This is a genomic window from Micromonospora sp. NPDC003241 (genome assembly GCF_053589795.1).
The window spans coordinates 235,833-256,475 of record NZ_JBSFSO010000005.1 but is presented as its reverse complement, the minus strand read 5'-3'; the positions used below and the strand labels follow the sequence as shown (position 1 = coordinate 256,475).

The window sequence follows — 20,643 nt, the reverse complement described above, 5'->3', positions numbered from 1 at the left end:
TGTGGAGTTATGAGTTGTCCTCTGCAGTTCTGGGGGGGTTTCGGGGGGCAGCCCACCCGCTCCGGGCGGTCAGGCTTGATCCCTGCGCGGGTGGGCTCCCCCCGGAAACCTCTCGGGGACGCGGTCCGAGGGTCGGTGGCGGCTTTCGGGTGCCGCCTTCCGCTGAGTGATGGGTCAGCGGGGCGAGTGGCGGGTGTTCTCGCGCACGTCTGGCGCACGACTGGGCCACGCCTGACGCATGCCTGACGCACGTCGCGCCCGCTCGTGCGTCGCGCCCCGACAGCCGACGCGGAACGCGGACGACCGACGCCGGACGCCAGCCACGTAAGCCGAACGGCCGGCGCGGGGTGCGGGCGGCCGGCGCGGGGTGTGGGCGTGGGAGGGGTGCTCGACGTGGGCGGATGTTGAGGCGAGGCGGGGGTGGGGTGGTGCGGGCACTGGGGGGTCTACTACGGGGGGTAGGATTTAGGGGTGACTCGGCTGGGGGATCTTGAGCGTGCGGTGATGGACGTGCTGTGGGACACGGTTCCCGCCACGTCCGGTGGGGTGACGGTGCGCGAGGTCGCCGATGCGCTGGCCGGGCGCGAGTTGGCCTACACGACGGTGATGACGGTGCTGGACCGGCTCGCCGGCAAGGGCATGGTGCAGCGCGAGCGGGAAGGCCGGGCCTGGCGGTACCAGGCTGCCGCCAGCCGTGAGGCGTACATCGCCCAGATCATGCTCGACGCCCTGGACCTGGGTGGCAGCCGCGACGCGGCACTGGTCCGGTTCGCCCGGTCGGTGACGGGGACCGAGGCTGACGTGCTGCGGGCCGCGCTCTCCGCCGAGGCCGGGATGGCTTCGGGTACGCCGGACGCGCCGGGTGACGGCGCGGCGCTGACCGATCGCGTGGAGGCCCCCGCACCGGAACAGGCGACCCGACGGGACCGGACGACCCGGCCGGGTCGGGCCGACGAGACCGCGGAGCGGTAGGGGCGACGACGTGGCGCAGACCGTGCACTTCGCCGCCGCGATGCTGGCCTGCTGGCTGATCGCGCAGGTGCTCAGCCGCTCGACGTGGACGTGGCGTACCCCTCGGGTCGCGATCCTGTGCTGGCAGGCGGTCGGCCTGGCCGCCGGGCTGTCCGCGATGGGCCTGCCGATCGCGATCGGGCTAGCCGAGTATGACCGGGGCACCGGCAGCGCGCTGCTGGCGCTCGCGAACGACCTGTGGCACAGCACGCTTCCGGTGGGCGTCGGCCCGGTGCACCTGGGGCTGGTCGGCATCGGTCTCGGCATCGGCGCGGTGCTGCTGACCACGACGGTACGCAGCATCCACGGCACGGTACGCGCGCAGCGTCGGCACCGGGACCTGCTGGCGCTGGTGGCCCGGAGGGACCCCACCGTGCCGGGGGCGCTGGTGCTGGACCATCCGAGCGCGGCGGCGTACTGCCTGCCGGGGGTGAAGCCCCGGGTGGTGGTCAGTGCCGGCACGCTGAGTCTGCTCGACCGGGCCGAGTTGGCGGCGGTGCTGACGCACGAGCGGGCGCACGCCGAGGAGCGGCACGACCTGGTGCTGCTGCCGTTCACCGCGCTGTGCCGGGCGTTGCCCTGGCTGCGCTGGGTGCACGAGGCGCACGAGCGGGTGTCGCTGCTGGTCGAGATGCGCGCCGACGACAAGGCCCGGGAACTGCACGCGGAGGCCCCGCTGGCCGGTGCGCTGCGGCGGTTCGCCGCCGCCGGCAACCGGATCACGCCGGCCGGCACCCTCGGTCTGGGCGACCGGGACCTGGACGTACGCGTGCAGCGGCTGATGGTCGCCGAGCGCCCGGCCCGGCTGATCGGTGCCGCCGCGCTGACCGTGGCCACCACCGTGGCCGCCCTGCCCATCTCGCTGTTCCTGAGCTGACGACCGACGTGGTGTCCCGCGTACCGGCTCCGCGCCCGTCGGCGCTCGTCGCGGCCCTACTAGGCTGCCAGGCGATGTGCTGGCGGATTCTCCGGGGACGGACCGACGGTAGGGCACCGGTGTACCGGTGAACCGCCGCCCCTTCGACCCGCGGCTGCTGCGCCGGGTCCCTGCGGCCCGACGCGACCTCACCCTGCTCGCGCTGCTCGGGGTGCTCGCCGCCGGGCTGGTCGTGGCGCAGGCCACCGCCCTGGCGGCACTGTTGGCGACCGCGTTCACCGGGCGGCTGGACCGCGTCGCGCTGGCCGGTCTGGTGGTCGCCGTCGCGGCTCGCGCGCTGGTGGTGTGGGCGCAGGGCGTGGTCTCGGCGCGGGCGGCGGCCACGGTGAAGGCGGCGCTGCGGGCCGACCTGCTGGGCGCGGTCGCCCGGCACGGACCGGGCTGGGTCGCCGGTCAGCGGGCCGGACAGTTGGCCACCCTGGCCGGTCGTGGGCTGGACGCGCTCGACGCCTACTTCACAGGTTACCTGCCGCAGCTCGTGCTGAGCGTCACGGTGCCGGTGGCGGTGCTCGGTCGGGTCCTCTTCGCCGACTGGAGTTCGGCGGTGATCATCGCGTTGACCCTGCCGCTCATCCCGATTTTCGGAGCGCTGCTCGGCTGGCAGGCCCAGGCCGCCACCGAACGGCAGTGGCGGCGGCTGTCCCGCCTCGGCGGGCACTTCCTGGACATGGTGGCCGGGCTGCCCACGCTGCGGGCGTTCGGGCGCGCGCGGGCGCAGACCGACGCGGTGCGGCGGATGGCCGACGGGCACCGGGTCGCCACCATGCAGACCCTGCGCATCGCCTTCCTCTCCGCCCTGGTGCTGGAGCTGGTGGCCACCCTGTCGGTGGCGCTGGTCGCGGTCCCGGTCGGTCTCCGCCTGCTCGACGGCGGGCTGGTGCTCCAGACCGCGCTGCTGGTGCTGTTGCTCACCCCGGAGGCGTACCTGCCGTTGCGGGCCGCCGGCAGCCGGTTCCACGCCAGCATGGAGGGGCTCACCGCGCTGGACGAGGCGCTCACGCTCTCCGGTTCCGCCCCGACGCCCGCGCACCGGACGGGTGCGGCGCCGGACGGGCGCGGCGAGATCCGGTTCGAGGCGGTGACCGTCGAGTACGAGCGCACCACCGCGCTGCGGGACGTCACCCTGACCATCCGGCCGGGCGAGCGGGTGGCGGTCATCGGGCCGAGCGGTGCGGGCAAGAGCACGCTGCTCGGCCTACTGCTCGGTTTCGTCGCACCGACCTCCGGGCGGGTCACCGTCGGCGGTGTCGACCTGGCCGACGCCGACGTCGACGGGTGGCGTCGGCAGGTGGCCTGGGTGCCGCAGCGGGCCCACCTGTTCGCCACGTCGCTGGCCGACAACATCCGCCTCGGCAGCTCCGACGCCGCACCGGAGGCGGTCGACAGCGCGGTGCGCGACGCGGCGCTGGACGAGGTGGTCGAGTCCCTGCCCGACGGGCTGGACACCCGGCTCGGCGAACGTGGGCACGGCCTGTCCAGCGGTCAGCGGCAGCGGGTGGCGCTGGCCCGGGCCTTCCTGCGGGACGCGCCGGTGGTGCTGCTCGACGAACCGACCGCGCGCCTGGACGCCGCCGCCGAGGCGGTGGTGCTGTCGGCCACCCGTCGGCTGGTGACCGGGCGGACCGCGTTGCTGGTCGCGCACCGGCCGGCGCTGCTGGAGGACGCGGACCGCATCCTGCGCGTCGAGGACGGCCGCATCACCGAGCTGACGCCGCAGACGGCCGGGGAGGCCCGATGAGCGCCACCCGGGCCACCACGACCGGTCGCGTCGGCTCCGCACCCGAGGCGGCCGTACTCCGGCTGGCCCGGCCGTACCTGCGGCGGTTGGTCGGTGCGGGACTGCTCGCGGCGGCCACCGAGTTCGCCGCCCTCGCTCTGATGGCCACCGCCACCTGGCTGTTGATGACCGCCGCCGGTCAGCCGGAACTGGACCGACTCACCGTGGCGATCGTCGCGGTACGGGCGCTCGCGGTGAGCCGGGGTGTCCTGCGCTACACCGAACGACTGGCCGGGCACGACGCGGTGCTCCGGCTCGTCACCGACGTGCGGGCCCGGGTGTTCGCCACCCTCGCCGCCCGACGGGGTGCCCCACCGCGCACCGGCGACGCACTGAGCCGTCTGGTCTCCGACGTGGAGGCGGTGCAGGACCTGCTGCTGCGGGTACTCGTCCCGGCTGCCGCCGCCGCGACGGTGAGCCTGGTGGCCGTCGGCCTGACCGCCCTGGTCTCGCCCCCGGCCGCGCTGGCCCTCGCCGTCGGCCTGCTGGTCGCCGGGGTGGGCCTGCCACTGTTGGCCACCGCGCTGACCCGGCGGGCCGCCGCCGAGATGGCGCCGCTGCGCGGTGCGCTCGCCGCCGACGCGGTCGACCTGACCCACGGCGCGGCCGACCTGGCCGCCTTCGGCGCCACCGCCGGTGCGCTCGACGCCGCCGGTGGGCGGGCACGTCGACTCGCCCGGCTGGAGCGGCGGCTCGCCGCGCTCGGCTTCGCCGTCGACGGCCTCGGGGTGCTGGTGGCCGGGCTGACCACCGGTGCCGTGGTGGTCGTGGCACTGCGGGCCGACGTGTCCGGCGCGCTGATCGGAGTGCTGGCGGTCGGCACGCTGGCCGCGGTGGAGATCGCCCTCGCGCTGGTCGGCGCCGCCCGGCAGTGGACCGGCCTGCGGTCCGGACTCGCCCGGGTGGCCCCGCTGCTGACGTCGGTCGACGACCGCTCCGACGCACCGGTCCCGTCGCGCCGCGACACCGGCGTGGTCGACGCGTCGGCCACGCCGCGACCGGACGCCACCGGGAAGGCCACCGGTCGGCGGACTACGAACGGTGGCGACGTTCCCCGCGTCCGGTTCGACGAGGTCACCGTCCGTTACCGGGCCGGGGTGCCCGCCGCGCTCGACCGGTTCGACCTCGACCTGCCGCCGGGCCGCCGGATCGCGGTGGTGGGCCCGAGCGGGGCCGGCAAGAGCACCCTCGCCGCCGTGCTGACCGGCGCGGTACGCCCGGACACCGGTCGGGTGAGCCTGGACGGGCGGGACGTGTCGACGTACCCGCCGGAGGACCTGCCGAGGGCGGTCGGCGGACTGCTCGCCGAGGCGTACGTCTTCCACGCCACCGTCCGGGACAACCTGCTCCTCGGCCGCCCCGACGCCGACGAGGACGCGCTGGCCGCCGCCACCGAGGCCGCCGGCCTGGCGGATTGGGTACGGGCGCAGCCGGAGGGCTGGGACACCGTGGTCGGCGAGGAGGGCGGGCAGCTCTCCGGTGGTCAGCGGCAGCGGTTGGCGCTGGCCCGCGCGCTGCTCGCCGCACCCGGGGTGCTGGTGCTGGACGAGCCGACCGAGGGGCTCGACCCGGTCGCCGCCGACGAGGTGCTCGCCTCGACCCTGGCCGCCACGCCGGCCGGGCACTCGGTGCTCTTGATCACGCATCGACTCACCGGGCTCGACGGGCTCGACGAGGTGCTGGTGCTCGACGCCGGTCGGGTGATCCAGCGGGGACCGCACGCGGATCTGGTCGACACCGACGGCTGGTACCGCGACCAGTGGGTGGTGCAGCAGGCTGCCGAGCACGGTTATCTCGCGCTCTCCGGCCGGCACCGGCCCTGACCTGTGCGACGCGTCGCCGGTGCCGGGCCGCCCGGCACCGACCGGCCAGGCGGGCGGCGGTGGCGCGTCGCACCGGTTGTCGATGCCGCCATCGGGGTGCGGGCACCGATTACCCAGAGCAGCCCACTAGGGTATGTGCCCAGAGTCACTCACCGACATCGAGTCGGTGAGTGGGCAGCCCGACGCACACGGAGGTCACCGTGGCCCGCCAGTCGCCCCAACGGCCGGACGCCGACGAGCCCGAGCTCGATGACACCACCGGCCCCACCAAGCCGGACGCCACCGAGCCGGAGGCCGTCGCCGAGCCGGACCCCGCCGAGCGGGAGGCCGACGACGAGTCGTCGGACGTCGAGGAGGCGGACGACGCGTCGGCCCAGGCGTCCCGCGCGCTCTGGGACGAGCTGCGGATCGACCCGATCGAGGTCGCTCTGCCCGCCGGCACCGGCTTCACCCTGCGGGCCTACCGGCCGGCCCGTGACCTGACCCCCACCGACGTGGCCGAGCGCGACGCCGACGACCCGTTCCTGGCGCGCCGGCAGGTCGTCGAGACCGAGGACGACGAGGACGTCGTCATCCTCGACGAGGACGTCGCCCGTGAGTTCGCCGAGAGCGACGAGGACGAGAAGCGGGACACCGACGAGGACTCGGGCAAGACCGCCTCGGGCAAGACCGCCTCGAAGAAGGACGACGACACCGCCGACGAGGACGACGACGAGAAGGCGGAGGACGACGACGGCGACGAGGAAGTACCGGTCTTCCTGAGTCACCGGGGACGGCTGCTGCTGTTCAAGACCCCGGAATCCCTGGTCAGCTTCGTCCGTTCCGGTGCGCCCAACGATCTGTCCCAGCTGGACAGCTGGAATGAATTGTCCGAACGGGTGGAACCGGCGGACATCGCCCCGCTCGACGAAGACGTGTACGAGCTCGACCTGGTAGTGGAGAACCTCCGGGGCGGCCACGACGCGTGGGACGCGACGCTGCTCATCGAGGCGGGCGAGGTCGCTCGCGACATGTCGTACGCGCTGCGCCTGCCCGCCGTGCTCGACATGCTCTCCAGCGGTTCCAGCCTCGACGACCTGGACGAGGCGCTGCGTGCCTCTGTCAAGGGCGGGATCGGTGGATTCCTCGGTCGACGTAAGCTGAAGAAAATTGGGGCACAAACCGCAAGTCTGGGTTGGCGGACCATTGTCGGAAAGATCTCTGCGGTCGTGGACTGGCGCGACTGAGGCGCACCAGGGAGCATCAGTCTCTGGCAGAGAAAACCTTGTGTCCCGGGAGGAGGACGACGCCGTGGCGCTCGTGCGCGTGTACTGCGGTCTGGCCTCGGCGGATCCGGCTGGCCGACCGGTCTCGGCCGGTTCGACGCTGACGTCCGCTGTGGTCGACGACGCAGGCCGTCTGCTGCATGTCTGCGAGGTGAGCGACGACCCGGCGGGTTACGCCCTGCTGGTCACGCTGCTCGTGGAGCGCTCAGGCGGGCCGAGCGGTGCGGCGATAGCGGCCGACAGCGACGACCACACCGTCACCTCGCTGCTCAGCGCCGCCGGTCGTCCGCTGGCGATCGCCGACGACGACTCGGTCGACGACTTCGCCGAGCGCTTCGCCGACGACGACTCCCTGGAGGAGATGCAGGCGCCTCCGGCCGTACGACGGGCCGTCGGGTTGGCCCGCGCTCTCCAGGCGGGCGCCCTGTCCGCGGTGACCCTGCCGGCTCCCCGGGAACTCGCCGGCTACAAGCAGGTGCTCGCGGCGCACGCCGCCCTGGCCACCGGCCGGCACTCCGCTGCGGTCGCGCTGCGCGAGGTGCTGCGCGAGCTCTACCCGGCCGCGTTGCGCGCCTACCCGGATCCGGCCGACTCGATCCCGCTGGCGGTGCTGGACGCCCTGCCCGAGCCGGGCATGCTCACCGACGCCGCAGGGCGCGGTCGCGACGCGGCGGTCACCGCCGACGCCGTCACCGCACAGCTCGCGGCGGAGGGCGCGGGCGAGGCGGAGGCGATCGACGAGGCGGTCACCGCGCTGCGGGTGGCGATCTCCGAGACGCCGCGCCGGTCCACGGTCAACCGGGCACTCACCTCCGCCGCCGCCGAGACGATCCGCCAGGCGGTCGCCTCGGTCCGGGCCTGCGACGCCGGTTGCGAGGCGCTGGTCGGCGCCCTGCACGCCCGCACCGCGACCCCCACGCCGGCCGCCGGTCGTCGGGCCGCCGCCCGGCGTGGCGAGCCGGTGGGTGAACTGGCCTCCACCCCCACCGCCGCCGCACCTGCTCCCGCTCCCGCCCCCGGCCTGCGCCCGGTCCGCCCCACCGGCCCCGAGCCGGCCGGCGGTGGCCGCCGCAGCCGCCCCGAGCCGCAGCCCGGCAGCGGTCCCGCGTCGCCGCGTCCGCTCGGCCCGCCGCCGACGGCCCCGGCACCGCTCGCGCCACCGCCCGTCGCACCCACGCCGCTGACCCCGGCCGCGATGGCCGGCCCGCCGGTCTCCGCGCCGCCGACGCACGCCGAGTCCCTCCCGTCGCGGATCGACGGTCCGACCAATCGTCCGATCTCGGCGCCGCCCCCGCCGCCGCCCGGCATCACGCCGATCGCGCCCGCGCAGCGTGGGACGGTGCCGCCCGCCGAGGCGGGCGAGCCGTTCCGGCCGACGCTCACCACCGCGGCGATCAACAGCGCGCGGGCCGAGCGGCAGCGCACGATCATCCCGCCCCGCCCGAAGACCAACGGCGGCGAACCGCCGACCGGCGGATTCAGCGCCACCGACCTCAGCGTTCCGGTGCCGGCGCCCCGGCCCGACCAGGAGCCGGCGGCCCCCCCGGGATCGCGGGCCAACTGGCCGCTGGTGAACAACCCGGAGAACCCGGCGGACGTCACGTCGCCGCTCAACCCGGTGGTCACCTCCGCCTACGACGACCGGAAGCGGCACGAGGCACCGCAGCCGCCCGCCGACCTCGGCGTCGAGCGTCGGGTGACCCCTCCGTGGCTCGCCGACGACCTGCCGCCGGAGCCGCCGGTGCTGCGACTGGTCGAGCCTCCGCCGCTGGCCGACCGCGCCCTGCGCAACTCCGCCGAGTCGGCCCAGGAGAACCCGCCGCTGCGGCTGGTCGACCGGGGTGGTCCGGCACGTGACGGCCGGCCGGTGGAGCGGTTGGACCTCACCCCGCCGACCCGTCGTGCGGAGCCTTCGGTGGAGCACCGGCCGCCGCCGGTCTCCGACGAGGGCGACGGCGACCTGCTGATCTTCGCTCAGGCCAGGTCCGCCTGGTTCGTCGGACACGGCGAGAGCGCCGACCTGGACTGGTCCAGCATGGCCGACACCGGGTGGGAGGCCGCCGAACAGGCCGCCCGTCCGGCGGTGGGTGACGCGACCGGGGCCGGGTTGCCCAAGCGGGTGCCCCAGGCCAACCTGGTGCCCGGCTCACCGCTGCGCGAGGAGCGTCCGCTGCGCATCGTCCGGGACGCGGCCAGCCTCGCCGAGAACACCACCGGCTACTTCCGCGGCTGGCGTCGCGGGCAGGAGATCGGCGGTTTCGCGGTCGGTGGCCGACCGGGCCGGGAGTCCGCCGGTGGTTGGGACTTCACCCGGGACACCGGCGAGCGCGACGACGACCGGGAGTACGAGTACCGTTCCGCCGGCTACCGGTCCTGACGCCCGCCATACCCCCGCTCACCTGCGTGTTCCTACCCACACCCGGATGATTTGACGTCGGGTCGACGGGGCCGGGAGCATACCGGCGGAACAGCCGGCGGCAGGTCGCCGGGCGGGGGAAGGCGACTCATGGCGACACCGGCAACCAGTCGATCCGTGCTGACCCGACGGGGAGTACTCGCCGCGACGGCGAGCACTCTGCTGCTCAGCGCCTGCGGACGGGACCGGGAGCGACGCGACGCCGTCACCCGGCCGACCCCGGATCAGGAGCTGGTCGTCGGGGCGACGCTGGAGCTGAGCGGGTCGGGTGCGGCCCTCGGAGTGGCCCAGCAGCGGGCCCTGACGATCAGCGCGGCCACCCTCAACGACAAGGGCGTACAGGTCGGCAACCTCCGCCGGACCGTACGCCTGGAGCTGCGCGACAACCGCAGCGATCCTCGCCTCGCCGCCGAGCAGGCCGCCGAGCTGGGTCGGCGCGAGGACGTGCACGCCCTGGTCGGGGGCACGCTGGCGGAGACCTCGATGTCGGTCATCGAGGTGGCACAGGAGCTGCGCCTGCCGTTCGTGTCGCTGGCCTTCGGCGACTCGATCACCGTGCCGTTGGCCCAGCGGGCCTTCGTCTACAAGGTCACCCCGGACGCCGGGGACGTGGCCCGTCGGCTGGCCCAGCTCGTCGACGCCGAAGGGCTACGCCGAGTCGTGCTGCTGGCCGAGACCGGGCTGCACGGTGACTCGGGGGTGCGCGCCATGACCGGCGCACTGCGTACCGCAGGTGTGGGGTTGGTCCGTACGGCGCGGCTCCCCGCATCGTCCGCCGGCATCACCCGCGCCACCGAGCGCGCCGTGGCGGCCCGATCGGACGCCGTGGTGGTCTGGGCCACCGCACCCCGCTCCGGAGCCGCCGCACGCGCTCTGCGCCGGGCCGGACACGACGGGAAACTGTTCTTCGACGCCGGGGCGGTCGCCGAGGAGACGCTCGAGGACGCCAACCTGCGCGCGGTGGAGGGGGCGTACGCCGTCCACCCGTCGTCGCTGGGCGGCTCCACCATCGCCAACAGCAGCGCCGCCGGGCGTGCGTACCGTGACCTGGTCTCGCGGTACATCCGCGAGCACGGCGCCTACAACGGTTTCGCCCCGTACGCCTCGGACGCCCTGCTGCTGATCACCACGGCGGCCCGGCTGGCCTCCAGCGTGGACCGGGGGCGACTCCGGGCGTACCTGCAGAACCAGGTGACCGACGGGATGGCGGGCATGTACTCGTTCACGCCCATCCGGCACAGCGGCATGGAGCGTCACTCGCTCGGCGTCTACCGGGTCGACGCCGGCGCCTGGAACCGTCTGAGCTGAGCCGCCGACCGGGTCACGGACAGCATTGCGCGCCCGGTGTCGTCCTGGTCGACACCGGGCGCGGCAGCCGATCGTCAGGCGGGTGCGACGGCCCGGGTACGGCGCATCGTGAGCACGTACTCGACCAGCGAGATCAGCACGTGCTTCGTCGACTCGCGGTTCCGGGCGTCACAGGCCACCACGGGGACGTCGCTGGAGATCGCGAGCGCGTCCCGGACGTCCTGCGGATCGTGGTACTGCATGCCGTCGAAGCAGTTGATGGCCACCAGGTACGGCAGCCGCCGGTGCTCGAAGAAGTCGATCGCCGCGAAGCAGTCCGCCAACCGGCGGGTGTCCACCAGCACGACCGCGCCGATCGCGCCCCGGACCAGTTCATCCCACATGAACCAGAAACGGGTCTGACCCGGCGTACCGAAGAGGTACAGGATCAGGTCACGATCGATCGAGATACGACCGAAGTCCATGGCCACCGTGGTCGTCGTCTTACCCGGCACCTGCCGGGTGTCGTCGACGCCGACACCGGCGGACGTCATGATGGCCTCGGTGGTCAGCGGCGTGATCTCCGAGACCGAGCCGACCAGCGTCGTCTTGCCGACGCCAAATCCACCGGCGATAACGATCTTCGCCGACGTCACGCGCCCGCTCGGAGTCGGCGGACGGTGCGACATGTCAGAGCCTGCGAAGTCCACTCAGCACCCTCTCCAGCAATTCAGTGCCCACCGCGTCGTCCGAGTCGTCCAGGGTGGTCGGCTCGTGGACCGCGACCAGGCCGTCCGTCGCCATGTCGGCGATGAGCACCCGGGCCACGCCGAGCGGAAGTTGCATGCGCGCCGCGATCTCGGCGAGCGACTGCACACGTCCGTCACACAGCGCGGCGATGTACTGGTGCTCTCGGCCTTGTCCGCCGTTGCCTGTGGCAACGGCCCGACCGCGCACCGTGGTCTCGACCAGCGCCTCCAAGGCGATGTCGAGGCGAGGACGGGTACGACCGCGGGTTACGGCGTATGGACGGACCAAAGCGCCGGTCGGCTCGTCACGATCGGCCATGTCGCCGCTCACCTCCTTCGTACCCGGCACCGGCTCGCGCCGGCGCTACTCCTCGTATGTAGTGTTCGCGCCTCGCCCGCCCCACCGGCTGGCGCGACGATCAGCCCATCATCCCGACGGCGGTACGTGGCGCCGGGGTCAGCGCGTCGCCCACCCGGTCCACGAGCAGGGCCATCTCGTACCCGACCTGTCCGACGTCACTGGCGCGCGCGGCGAGGACCGCGAACGACGAGCCGTCGGAGATCGACATCAGGAACAGGAAGCCGTTGTCCATCTCGACCACGGTCTGCAGCACCGCCCCTCCCTCGAAACAGCGGGCCGCACCCTGGGTCAGGCTGACCAGGCCGGAGGCGATCGCCGCCAGCTGGTCCGCCCGGTCCCGCGGAAGGTCTCGTGACGACGCCAGGAGCAGGCCGTCCGCGGAGACGGCGACCGCGTGGGCGACACCGGGTACCCGATCGGCGAAGTTGGCCAACAGCCAACCGAGATCCTGCGTACTAGTCATCCTTCTTGCTCCTTCTGCCCGCTCCCGGCCACCGGGCCTGAGCCAGACTGCGAGGATTGCTGCCCGCCCGAAGTTCCCTCCGGGCCGGTCGGGTTGCTGTCCGACGGGTGGTTACGTCCCCGCTGGACACCCCGGTGGTAGGCGGAGAGCAGACCGCGCACCGACTCGGGGTTGCGTTTCTGCACCGTGGCCGCCGGCTTCTCCACCGCACCCGGCACGAGCTGGGCCATCGGCGTACGCTTCGGCAGCCCGGTCTGCGTGGTGGCGGTGGCGGCGACCGGTGCCTGGCTGGCCGCGCTGGCGGCCCGCCAACCGTCGTCGGCCGCAGTCTGCCACACACTATCCTGAGGCGCGGGCCGGTACGAGGGCCTGTTCTCGCCGCCGGGACGGAACCCACCGTTCCCGCCGGGCGCGCCTGCGGCCGTCGGTGTCTCTGCCATCGGTGCGTTACCTGTCGTCGCGCTCGGGGTCTGCGGTGCGGGCCGACCCGTGGCGTCGATCGCGGTGATCTGCTGGGTCGTGGCACCGTTGGCCGCCGGTTGGCGGGCCCCGGCCGACTCCTCCGGCCCCGGACGACGGGTGCGGAACCACGCGGACTCCAGCTCCCGGAAGATCGGCAGCTCCATCGTCTCATCCGCGTACCGCTGCCGGTTCTGTGCCTGCGGCGGCGTGGGCGTGGTCGGCTGGGGCTGCGGCGCCGAGGCGGGCCAGGCGGACGGCGTCTGCTGCGGCGCCGGGCGCGACACCCGGGGCAGCTCGGTGGTCATGTCCAGCGCGGCGGCCAGCCGCTCGGGCACCGCCGGGGCGGCCGTCTCCCCGGCCACCGGCGGCCAGGCCGGAGGTGCCGACTGCTGGTAACCGGTGCCCGGCGACACGGGCCGCTGCGGCAACCCGCCGGGCGCGCCCGAGACCGGGGAGCCCGAGACCGGAGCGCCGGAGACCGGCGGCGCGGAGTACGGCGTACCCGAGACCGGCGGCGACGAGATCGGCGGCACCGGCGGGGCGGACACCGCGGGCGGCGTGTAGGGAGCCGCCTCCGGGCTGCTCGAAAGCTGACGCGGGATGGTCGGCTGCTGCCCCGGGTTCGACTCGTCGGTGTGGCGGCGCTGCGGCAGCGGGTCGTGCGACGACCCGTTGGACGTACGCGACGCGAAGTTGTTGCCGCCGGGGACGCCGCTGGCACCGGTCAGGTCCGACCAGGCGGGCAGGTTGCCGGCACCGGCCATGGAGCCCGGCGTGCCGGCACCGTTGCGGCTGGCCGGGTCGAAGGGTCGCCCGCCCAGGGTCACCTGGTTGCCGGAGCCACCGGGACGCGGGGCGGGAGCCGCCGGCATGCCCGGACCGTTGCCGTTGTTGCCCATCGGCGGCATGCCGCCGAACGCGGGGGCCGGGCCGGGCGGCGGGCCGGCGGGAGGCAGCGCGGCGGGCTGCTGCCCACGGCCGGACAGCCCACGCGGCACGAGCACGGTCGGGGGCAGCGTGACGTCGGCGACGGTGCCCCGGTCGTTGCCGGGACGCAGCTCCACGCGGACGGTGTGCCGGGACGCCAGCCGGGCGACCACGACCAGGCCCATCATCCGGGAGACCGCGACGTCCACCTGCGGCGGCGTGGCGAGGCGCTCGTTGAGGTCGGTCAGCTGCTCCGCGCTGATACCGATGCCCCGGTCCTCGACGTACAGCGAGGCGCGGTCACCGACCCGACGGGCCTCCACCAGCACCTGGGAGTCCGGCGGGGAGAAGGCGGTCGCGTTGTCGAACAGCTCGGCGACCAGGTGGACCAGGTCGTTGACGGCGTGCGCGGCGACCTCGATGTCCCGGTCGATGACGCCGAACTCGATCCGGGTGTAGTGCTCGACCTCGGACTGGGCGGCCCGGAGCACGTCGATCAGCGCAGCCGGCTCCCGCTGCACACGGGTCGAGTCCGCGCCGGCGAGGACCAGGAGGTTCTCGTCGTTACGGCGCATCCGGGTGGCCAGGTGGTCGAGCTGGAACAGCTCGGCCAGGCGGTCCGGGTCCTCCTCGCCGCGCTCCAGCCGGTCGAGGTGACCGATCAGCCGGTCGACCAGGATCTGGGAACGGCGGGCGAGGTTGACGAACATGGTCGCGACGGACGCCCGCAGGGCGGCCTGCTCGGCGGCGGTCCGGACCGCCTCCAGGTGGACGGCGTTGAACGCCTCGGTCACCTGCCCGAACTCGTCCTTGCTGCGGACCGGCAGCGGCTCGGCGATCTGGTTGGCCAACTGCATCGGGGAGAGCTGGCCGGTGACCTGCGGGTCACGCAGCCGGGCCACCGCCTGGGGCAGGCCGTACTGGGCGATGGAGAGCGCGCCCTGCCGGAGCTCCCGCAGCGAGCGGGCCATCGAGCGGGCCACCAGGAACGCCAGGAAGATGGCGAACAGCAGCGTGGTCAGCAGCAGGCCGGTCTCCAGGAACACCTGCCGCTGCACGTCGGAGCGGAGGTTGGCGGCCTCGGCGGCGACGTCCGAGTCGAACTTGGACTCCACCGACCGGATCAGATTGCCGTTGGCGACCAGCGCCGCGTCCCACTCCTGCGGCGTGAAGGAGAGGCCGGCGAGGTTCGCGGAGGCGTCGGCGTTGACCTGGCTGATGTAGATCGTCGCCTGCCGCCGGTCACCACCACCGATGGTCTGGGCGTGGAACTCCGCCTCGGACTCGGTGGCGACCGCGTTGAAGCTCTGCTGCGCCTGCTGCTGGCCGGTCTCGCTGGAGATGTAGTCGGTGCGCAGGGTCGCGCTCATGCCGCCCTGGATCAGGGCGCGGTGCACGACCACCCGGCGGACGGAGAGCCACTCCTTCTCCCGCGCGACGGCGGCCGAGGCGCGCATCCGGTCACTCAGGTCGTTGTCACCGGCGAGCTGGCTGGCCGAGTCCCGCACGGAGAGCAGCTGGTTGATCAGCTCGTCGTAGGACTGGAGCGTATCGGTGATCTTGAACTTACCGTTGATCACCTGGCTCCGGGTGCCGGGCAGGTCGCCGAGCCGCTCGTCGATCTGCGTCAGCAACTCCTGGAGGCTGGGCGGCAGGTCGGTCAGGTCGGAGCGCTGCGACGAGTAGGGGTCCGTGGCCCGGTCCACAGCGCCGGAGACCTCGCTGTAGAGCGCGGAGGCGTTCTTCTTCTCCTCCGACTCGGCCTGCCCGGCCGACTGCGGCTCCAGGCCGAGGAGCAGGACGGCAGCCGTCCGCTCGTCCTGCAGACCGTCCACCAGCGCACCGGAGTGCCCGATGAGTTCGGCGAGGTCGCCGGCCCGGTTGGCGTCGCTGAGCGAGTCCAGGTGGTCGACCAGACCACTGGTGCCCACGACGACCGTGGCGATGGTCGGCACGATCATGATGAGACCGAGCTTGGACCAGATCGGCATGTCGCGGAGCCGACCGACCGGCCGACCCATACGCGACAGGAAGGAGCCTGCCGTCTTCGGTCGTTTGCTCACGTCACCGCCCTCGTGATTGCAGCGTCCGCGTTGTCTTACGGACAACGCCCAGCAGCCGACCCGGCGGGTCGGACCATCCGAGATTCCATCACGCCTCTGGGGAAAGAGAAAGCCCAGGTTGGCCCCAGCCAAAGGTGTGATGAGATGTTGACGCAATTTGATCGCGGTCCGTCCGTTCGGAGTCACTGAAGGTAATGGAACCCCCGCACCGAGTTGTCCTGCTCGCCGGCCCATCCGGCTCTGGAAAGTCATACGTAGCGCGACAAACCGGGCTGCCAGTGCTCTGTTTGGACGATTTCTACAAGAATGGCGATGACCCATCGTTACCGCGCCGAGATGGCCAGATCGACTGGGAGTCGCCCGCTTCCTGGGACGCCGAAACGGCCGTTGAGGTGATAACCCGACTGGCGAGGCACGGTCGGGCAGACGTCCCCGTGTACGCCATCAATGAGGACCGGCGGGTGGCCACTCGGCCGTTCGAGCTGGCCGATTCGCCACTTTTCGTGGCCGAAGGGATCTTCGCCGCGGAGATCGTCGAGGAATGCCGACTCCGGGGCCTGGTCGCCGGGGCGTACGCGCTGCGCCGGCCACGCGGGGCGACCTTCCTCCGTCGGCTGGCCCGCGACCTGGCCGAGCAGCGCAAGGGTCCCCGGGTACTACTGCGGCGGGGCGTGACGCTGTTGCGGGCCGAGCCGGCGGTGCTGCGCCGCCAGACCGGGCTGGGTGCCGAGGCCGCCCGGGCCCGGGAGATCCTGCGTCAGGTCGCCGGTCTGCACCGCCCCGGTCATCCACCAGCCCGCTGAGACCGGTGTCGGGCGCTCAGGCCAGCAGTTTGGCGTACGCGGGCTTGATGACCTCGTCGATGATCCGGAGCCGTTCGTCGAACGGGATGAAGGAGCTCTTCATCGCGTTGATGGTGAACCACTGCACCTCGCGCCAGCCGTAGCCGAACGCCTCGCAGAGCAGCGCCATCTCGCGGGACACCGAGGTGCCGCTCATCAGCCGGTTGTCGGTGTTCACGGTGACCCGGAACCGCAGGTCACGCAGCAGCCCGATGGGGTGCTCGGCGATCGACGCGACGGCACCGGTCTGCACGTTGGACGACGGGCAGAGCTCCAACGGGATCCGCTTGTCCCGCACGTACGCGGCCAGCCGACCGAGCACCGGCTCTGCGCCGACGGTGATGTCGTCCACGATGCGTACGCCGTGGCCCAGCCGGTCGGCCCCGCACCACTGGATCGCCTGCCAGATGGAGGGCAGCCCGAACGCCTCACCGGCGTGGATCGTGAAGTGGAAGTTCTCCCGCTGGAGGTACTCGAAGGCGTCCAGGTGCCGGGTGGGCGGGAAACCCGCCTCGGCACCGGCGATGTCGAACCCCACCACCCCGTGGTCGCGATGCCGGACCGCCAGCTCCGCGATCTCCTGCGACCGCGCCGCGTGCCGCATCGCGGTGAGCAGGGTGCCGACCCGGATCGGCGTACCGGCCTCGGCGGCGAGCGCACTGCCCTCGACGAACCCGGCCAACACCGCCTCGACCACCTCGTCCAGGCTCAGGTTGCGTTCCAGGTGCTGCTCCGGGGCGAAGCGCACCTCCGCGTAGACGACCCCGTCGGCGGCCAGGTCCAGCGCGCACTCCCGGGCCACCCGCCGCAGCGCCGGGGCGGTCTGCATCACGGCCACGGTGTGCGCGAACGTCTCCAGGTAGCGCTCCAGCGAACCCGAGTCGGCCGCCGCCACGAACCAGCGCCCCAGCTCCGCCGGGTCGGTGGTGGGCAGCTCGTGACCGACCTCGGCGGCCAGCTCGACGATCGTCGCGGGCCGCAGACCGCCGTCCAGGTGGTCGTGCAGCAACGCCTTCGGTGCCTTGACGATGTCCTCGTACCCGATGTTCGCGGCCATGACCAGACCCTAGTCCGCAGCGGACCGCTGGGTACGCTCGGGAGCGTGGATCTGGCCTGCGACCTGCTGTGGTGATGGACCCTCGCGTCGTCGCGCGACTGCGCTGCCCGGTCTGCGCAGACCCCCTGGGCGAGGTGTCCACCGGTGCCGCCCGCGTGCTGCGGTGCCCGCGCCGACACAGCTTCGACATCGCCCGACAGGGCTACGTCAACCTGCTCGCCGGCCGCGCCCCGCACGGCGGGGACAGCGCGGAGATGATCGCCGCACGGGCGGACTTCCTCGCCGCCGGCCACTACGACCTGATCTCCACCGCCCTCGCCGACGCCGGCACCCGCGTCACCGAGGAGGTCGCCGCCCCGCACCCGGGTGCCCCGACCGACGCCGCCGGGGCGTACCCGCTGGTGGTGGAGGCGGGCGCCGGCACCGGTCGGCACCTCGCCGCGGTGCTGGCGGCGCTGCCGGCGGCCGTCGGTCTCGCCCTGGACGTCTCCAAGCCGGCGCTGCGCCGGGCCGCCCGGGCGCACCCCCGGATCACCGCGGCGGTCGCCGACACCTGGCAGCGCCTGCCGCTGGCGGACGCCTCGACGGCGCTGCTGCTGAACGTCTTCGCGCCGCGCAACGGCGCCGAGTTCCACCGGGTTCTCGCACCGACCGGGCGGCTGCTGGTGGTGACGCCGGAGGCCGACCACCTCACCGAACTGGTCGACGCGCTCGACCTGCTCCGGGTCGACCCGGCCAAGGCGGACCGGATCGCCGCCGGCCTCGGCGGGCACTTCGTCGAGGAGTCGCAGACCGAGCACCGGCAGGAACTGAGCCTGGCCGGTCCGGAGGTCGCCACGCTCGTCGGCATGGGCCCGAGTGCCTGGCACACCGACCCGGGCGGGCTGGCCGACCGGATCGCCGCCCTCGGCGAGCCGGTCCGGGTGACCGTCGCGGTCCGGCTCGGCGTGTACCGCCCACGGCCCTAGGTGGAGAGGTCGACCTCTTCCCAGCCGGGCGGCTCGTCATGGTACGGCCCGCGCAGCATCACCGCCCACTCCAGAGCCCAGCGGCGCTGGCCGATGGCGTTGGCGTCCACCAGCCCCGGCAACAACCGCCCGGCCCGGCTCACCTCCAGGTACGCCCAGTCCAGGCAGTAGTGCAGGTCGAGCAGGGCGGCGGCGTCGGCCGGATGCTGCGGCGCGGTCAGGATGCGGGCCTGCCAGCGCCGGAAGGTCTCCCCCTCGACGATGTTCGGCAGGCGCTCCACCAGCCGCTCGTCCACCGGCAGCGTGGGGTCGAGCTGTTTGGTCAGGCCGAGTACCCAGGTCAGGGCGAACAGCGCGTCGTGATGCAGCACGAACGAGCGGTGGTCGCCCTTGGCGCCGGTGACGAACTGGAACTCCGGCGGGGTGACCATCTCCAGCAGGTGCGACGCCAGCAACCAGCTCATCGCCGCCTGCGGCGGCATGCCGAAGCAACGCGCCTGGATCAGGTGCAGCACGGCGATCCGCGCCTCGACCTCCGGAGTCGGCCGCAACTCGATCTCGTCACCGGGCTCCCACACCAGCGGGAACTGCGGCGGCGGCAACGGCAGTCGCAGCCGGGACAGCTCCTCCAGGCTCGCTTCACGCACCTCACGGGGGTCGGGAGCAGGCACGATCACGGCAACATCCCTGTCTGGTCGTGATGTCTCGGGCGCCGAGTAGTCCCCCCTGGCCTGCGAGGATAGCGGCCAGACCGGCCCGGCACCATGGGGCGCGACCAGGGTGGACTCACTCCACCCGTTCGAGCACCAACGGAACGGTGGCCGGCGGTGTGGCCGCGAGAGTCACCGCGCGGGCCGCCTCCGCCAGCGCCGCCGGAATCCTCTCCGGAGTCTCCGACCGCAGCTCGTAGAGGGGGTCACCGGCCCGGACCGGGTCACCGGGCCGCTTGTGCAACAGCACACCGGCGGGCACGCTGACCGGGTCCTCCTTGCGGGCCCGCCCGGCGCCGAGCCGCCACGCGGCCACCCCCATGGCGTACGCGTCGACGGTCGCGACGTAGCCGTCCGTCTCGGCGCGTACCACCTCGACCTCGGGCGCGGTGGGCATGGGCGCGTCGGGGTCACCGCCCTGCGCGCGGATCATCGACCGCCACACGTCCATCGCGCGCCCGTCGCGCAGTGCGGCGGCGGGATCGGCGTCGGGCAGCCCGGCGGCGTCGAGCATCTCCCGGGCCAGCGCCAGCGTCAGTTCCACCACGTCGGCCGGGCCGCCACCGGCCAGCACCTCGACCGACTCGGTCACCTCGACCCCGTTGCCGATGGCCAGGCCGAGCGGCGTCGACATGTCGGTGAGCAGGGCGACCGTGCGGACGCCGTGCGCGCCACCCAGCTCCACCATGGTCCGGGCCAGTTCGCGGGCGTCGTCGACGGATTTCATGAACGCGCCGGAGCCGACCTTCACGTCGAGGACCAGCGCACCGGTGCCCTCGGCGATCTTCTTGCTCATGATCGAGCTGGCGATCAGCGGGATCGCCTCCACCGTGCCGGTGACGTCACGCAGCGCGTACAGCTTGCGGTCGGCCGGGGCCAGCCCCGACCCGGCGGCGCAGACCACCGCCCCGAGATCGCGCAGTTGGGCGGTGAACTCCTCGTTGCTGAGCGCGGCCCGCCAGCCCGGGATCGACTCCAGCTTGTCCAGCGTGCCGCCGGTGTGCCCGAGGCCGCGCCCGGAGAGCTGCGGCACCGCCGCGCCGCAGGCGGCCACCAACGGGGTGAGCGGCAGGGTGATCTTGTCACCGACGCCGCCGGTCGAGTGCTTGTCCACGGTCGGCCGGGACACCGACGACAGGTCCAGCCGCTCGCCGCTGGCGATCATCGCGGCCGTCCACCGGGCGATCTCCGGCCCGGTCATCCCGTTCAGCAGGATCGCCATGGCCAGCGCCGACATCTGCTCGTCGGCCACCGCCCCCCGGGTGTACGCGTCCACCACCCAGTCGATCTGCGCGTCGGAGAGCACACCCCCATCCCGCTTCACCCGAATCACATCAACCGCAGTAAACACACTCACCTCTGAACCCCATCCCTCCACAAGTCACCACCGCCCACCCACGCCGCGGTCGACCCCCGCCGATTCCGCTCAACCCGTCGTCCCGCAGCAGACGCACAAGCCGCACGCCCGTCGGGCCGGGGGCCGACCGTGCCCGGCGCAGGGATCAAGCCTGACCGCCCGGAGCCG

At 73.4% G+C, this 20,643-nt stretch carries 15 protein-coding genes and 1 pseudogene; 9 read left to right on the top strand and 7 right to left on the bottom strand.

Annotated features, from left to right (window positions below):
• Positions 1-471 precede the first annotated feature (471 nt).
• The 7 genes and pseudogenes from ACWDVW_RS06765 (at position 472) to ACWDVW_RS06735 (ending at position 10,537) form a co-directional block, all read left to right on the top strand.
• Complete coding sequence (locus tag ACWDVW_RS06765; RefSeq protein WP_449945589.1) at positions 472-972, top strand: BlaI/MecI/CopY family transcriptional regulator; 501 nt, start codon at positions 472-474, stop codon at positions 970-972.
• A gap of 40 nt (positions 973-1,012) precedes the next feature.
• On the top strand, positions 1,013-1,888 hold the full coding sequence (locus tag ACWDVW_RS06760) for a M56 family metallopeptidase (RefSeq protein ID WP_449945605.1): 876 nt from the start codon (positions 1,013-1,015) through the stop codon (positions 1,886-1,888).
• Between the two features lie 127 nt (positions 1,889-2,015).
• A complete protein-coding gene (gene cydD / locus ACWDVW_RS06755; protein WP_449945587.1) occupies positions 2,016-3,686 on the top strand; it encodes a thiol reductant ABC exporter subunit CydD in 1,671 nt (556 codons plus the stop codon).
• Complete coding sequence (gene cydC / locus ACWDVW_RS06750; RefSeq protein ID WP_449945585.1) at positions 3,683-5,548, top strand: thiol reductant ABC exporter subunit CydC; 1,866 nt, start codon at positions 3,683-3,685, stop codon at positions 5,546-5,548. Before cydD ends, cydC begins: the two co-directional genes overlap by 4 nt.
• A gap of 383 nt (positions 5,549-5,931) precedes the next feature.
• Positions 5,932-6,774 (top strand): annotated as a pseudogene (locus ACWDVW_RS06745) (DNA primase); the annotation flags it as partial.
• A gap of 40 nt (positions 6,775-6,814) precedes the next feature.
• Complete coding sequence (locus ACWDVW_RS06740; protein WP_449945583.1) at positions 6,815-9,190, top strand: transposase; 2,376 nt, start codon at positions 6,815-6,817, stop codon at positions 9,188-9,190.
• Positions 9,191-9,319: 129 nt separating this feature from the next.
• Positions 9,320-10,537: an ABC transporter substrate-binding protein gene (locus ACWDVW_RS06735; protein WP_449945581.1), complete on the top strand. Its 1,218-nt coding sequence runs from the start codon at positions 9,320-9,322 to the stop codon at positions 10,535-10,537.
• Positions 10,538-10,611: 74 nt separating this feature from the next.
• Here the strand turns inward: ACWDVW_RS06735 and ACWDVW_RS06730 are convergent, their stop codons facing one another.
• From ACWDVW_RS06730 to ACWDVW_RS06715, 4 genes are all read right to left on the bottom strand, one after another.
• Positions 10,612-11,205 (bottom strand): GTP-binding protein, encoded by a 594-nt coding sequence (locus tag ACWDVW_RS06730; RefSeq protein WP_334628720.1) that lies wholly within the window; start codon positions 11,203-11,205, stop codon positions 10,612-10,614.
• A 1-nt stretch (position 11,206) separates the two neighbouring features.
• A complete protein-coding gene (locus ACWDVW_RS06725) occupies positions 11,207-11,584 on the bottom strand; it encodes a DUF742 domain-containing protein (protein WP_396741472.1) in 378 nt (125 codons plus the stop codon).
• A 100-nt stretch (positions 11,585-11,684) separates the two neighbouring features.
• Complete coding sequence (locus tag ACWDVW_RS06720) at positions 11,685-12,089, bottom strand: roadblock/LC7 domain-containing protein (RefSeq protein WP_131057168.1); 405 nt, start codon at positions 12,087-12,089, stop codon at positions 11,685-11,687.
• Positions 12,086-15,541, bottom strand: coding sequence for a nitrate- and nitrite sensing domain-containing protein (locus ACWDVW_RS06715; RefSeq protein ID WP_449945578.1), 3,456 nt, complete (start codon positions 15,539-15,541; stop codon positions 12,086-12,088). The genes ACWDVW_RS06720 and ACWDVW_RS06715 overlap by 4 nt, the downstream gene beginning before the upstream one ends.
• Before the next feature lie 194 nt (positions 15,542-15,735).
• Here ACWDVW_RS06715 and ACWDVW_RS06710 point away from each other — a divergent pair, with 194 nt between their 5' ends.
• Positions 15,736-16,344 (top strand): uridine kinase family protein, encoded by a 609-nt coding sequence (locus ACWDVW_RS06710; protein ID WP_449945577.1) that lies wholly within the window; start codon positions 15,736-15,738, stop codon positions 16,342-16,344.
• A 16-nt stretch (positions 16,345-16,360) separates the two neighbouring features.
• Here the strand turns inward: ACWDVW_RS06710 and ACWDVW_RS06705 are convergent, their stop codons facing one another.
• On the bottom strand, positions 16,361-17,440 hold the full coding sequence (locus ACWDVW_RS06705) for an adenosine deaminase (RefSeq protein ID WP_357211655.1): 1,080 nt from the start codon (positions 17,438-17,440) through the stop codon (positions 16,361-16,363).
• Between the two features lie 74 nt (positions 17,441-17,514).
• Here ACWDVW_RS06705 and ACWDVW_RS06700 point away from each other — a divergent pair, with 74 nt between their 5' ends.
• A complete protein-coding gene (locus tag ACWDVW_RS06700; RefSeq protein ID WP_449945575.1) occupies positions 17,515-18,408 on the top strand; it encodes a putative RNA methyltransferase in 894 nt (297 codons plus the stop codon).
• Here the strand turns inward: ACWDVW_RS06700 and ACWDVW_RS06695 are convergent.
• A complete protein-coding gene (locus ACWDVW_RS06695; RefSeq protein ID WP_131051650.1) occupies positions 18,405-19,085 on the bottom strand; it encodes a DUF4272 domain-containing protein in 681 nt (226 codons plus the stop codon). The two genes, ACWDVW_RS06700 and ACWDVW_RS06695, sit on opposite strands and share 4 nt — an antisense overlap.
• Before the next feature lie 109 nt (positions 19,086-19,194).
• Positions 19,195-20,475 carry a thymidine phosphorylase gene (locus ACWDVW_RS06690; protein ID WP_449945573.1) on the bottom strand — a complete coding sequence of 427 codons (1,281 nt, stop codon included), beginning with the start codon at positions 20,473-20,475 and terminating at the stop codon, positions 19,195-19,197.
• Positions 20,476-20,643: the final 168 nt, after the last annotated feature.

What these genes read in the sequence shown, in the direction of transcription:
- ACWDVW_RS06760 (WP_449945605.1), top strand. Translation starts at nt 1,013, where the DNA reads ATGCTGGCCTGCTGGCTGATCGCGCAGGTGCTCAGCCGCTCGACGTGG.
- cydC (WP_449945585.1), top strand. Translation starts at nt 3,683, where the DNA reads ATGAGCGCCACCCGGGCCACCACGACCGGTCGCGTCGGCTCCGCACCC.
- ACWDVW_RS06735 (WP_449945581.1), top strand. Translation starts at nt 9,320, where the DNA reads ATGGCGACACCGGCAACCAGTCGATCCGTGCTGACCCGACGGGGAGTA.
- ACWDVW_RS06730 (WP_334628720.1), bottom strand. Translation starts at nt 11,205, where the DNA reads ATGTCGCACCGTCCGCCGACTCCGAGCGGGCGCGTGACGTCGGCGAAG.
- ACWDVW_RS06725 (WP_396741472.1), bottom strand. Translation starts at nt 11,584, where the DNA reads ATGGCCGATCGTGACGAGCCGACCGGCGCTTTGGTCCGTCCATACGCC.
- ACWDVW_RS06720 (WP_131057168.1), bottom strand. Translation starts at nt 12,089, where the DNA reads ATGACTAGTACGCAGGATCTCGGTTGGCTGTTGGCCAACTTCGCCGAT.
- ACWDVW_RS06710 (WP_449945577.1), top strand. Translation starts at nt 15,736, where the DNA reads ATGGAACCCCCGCACCGAGTTGTCCTGCTCGCCGGCCCATCCGGCTCT.
- ACWDVW_RS06705 (WP_357211655.1), bottom strand. Translation starts at nt 17,440, where the DNA reads ATGGCCGCGAACATCGGGTACGAGGACATCGTCAAGGCACCGAAGGCG.
- ACWDVW_RS06700 (WP_449945575.1), top strand. Translation starts at nt 17,515, where the DNA reads ATGGACCCTCGCGTCGTCGCGCGACTGCGCTGCCCGGTCTGCGCAGAC.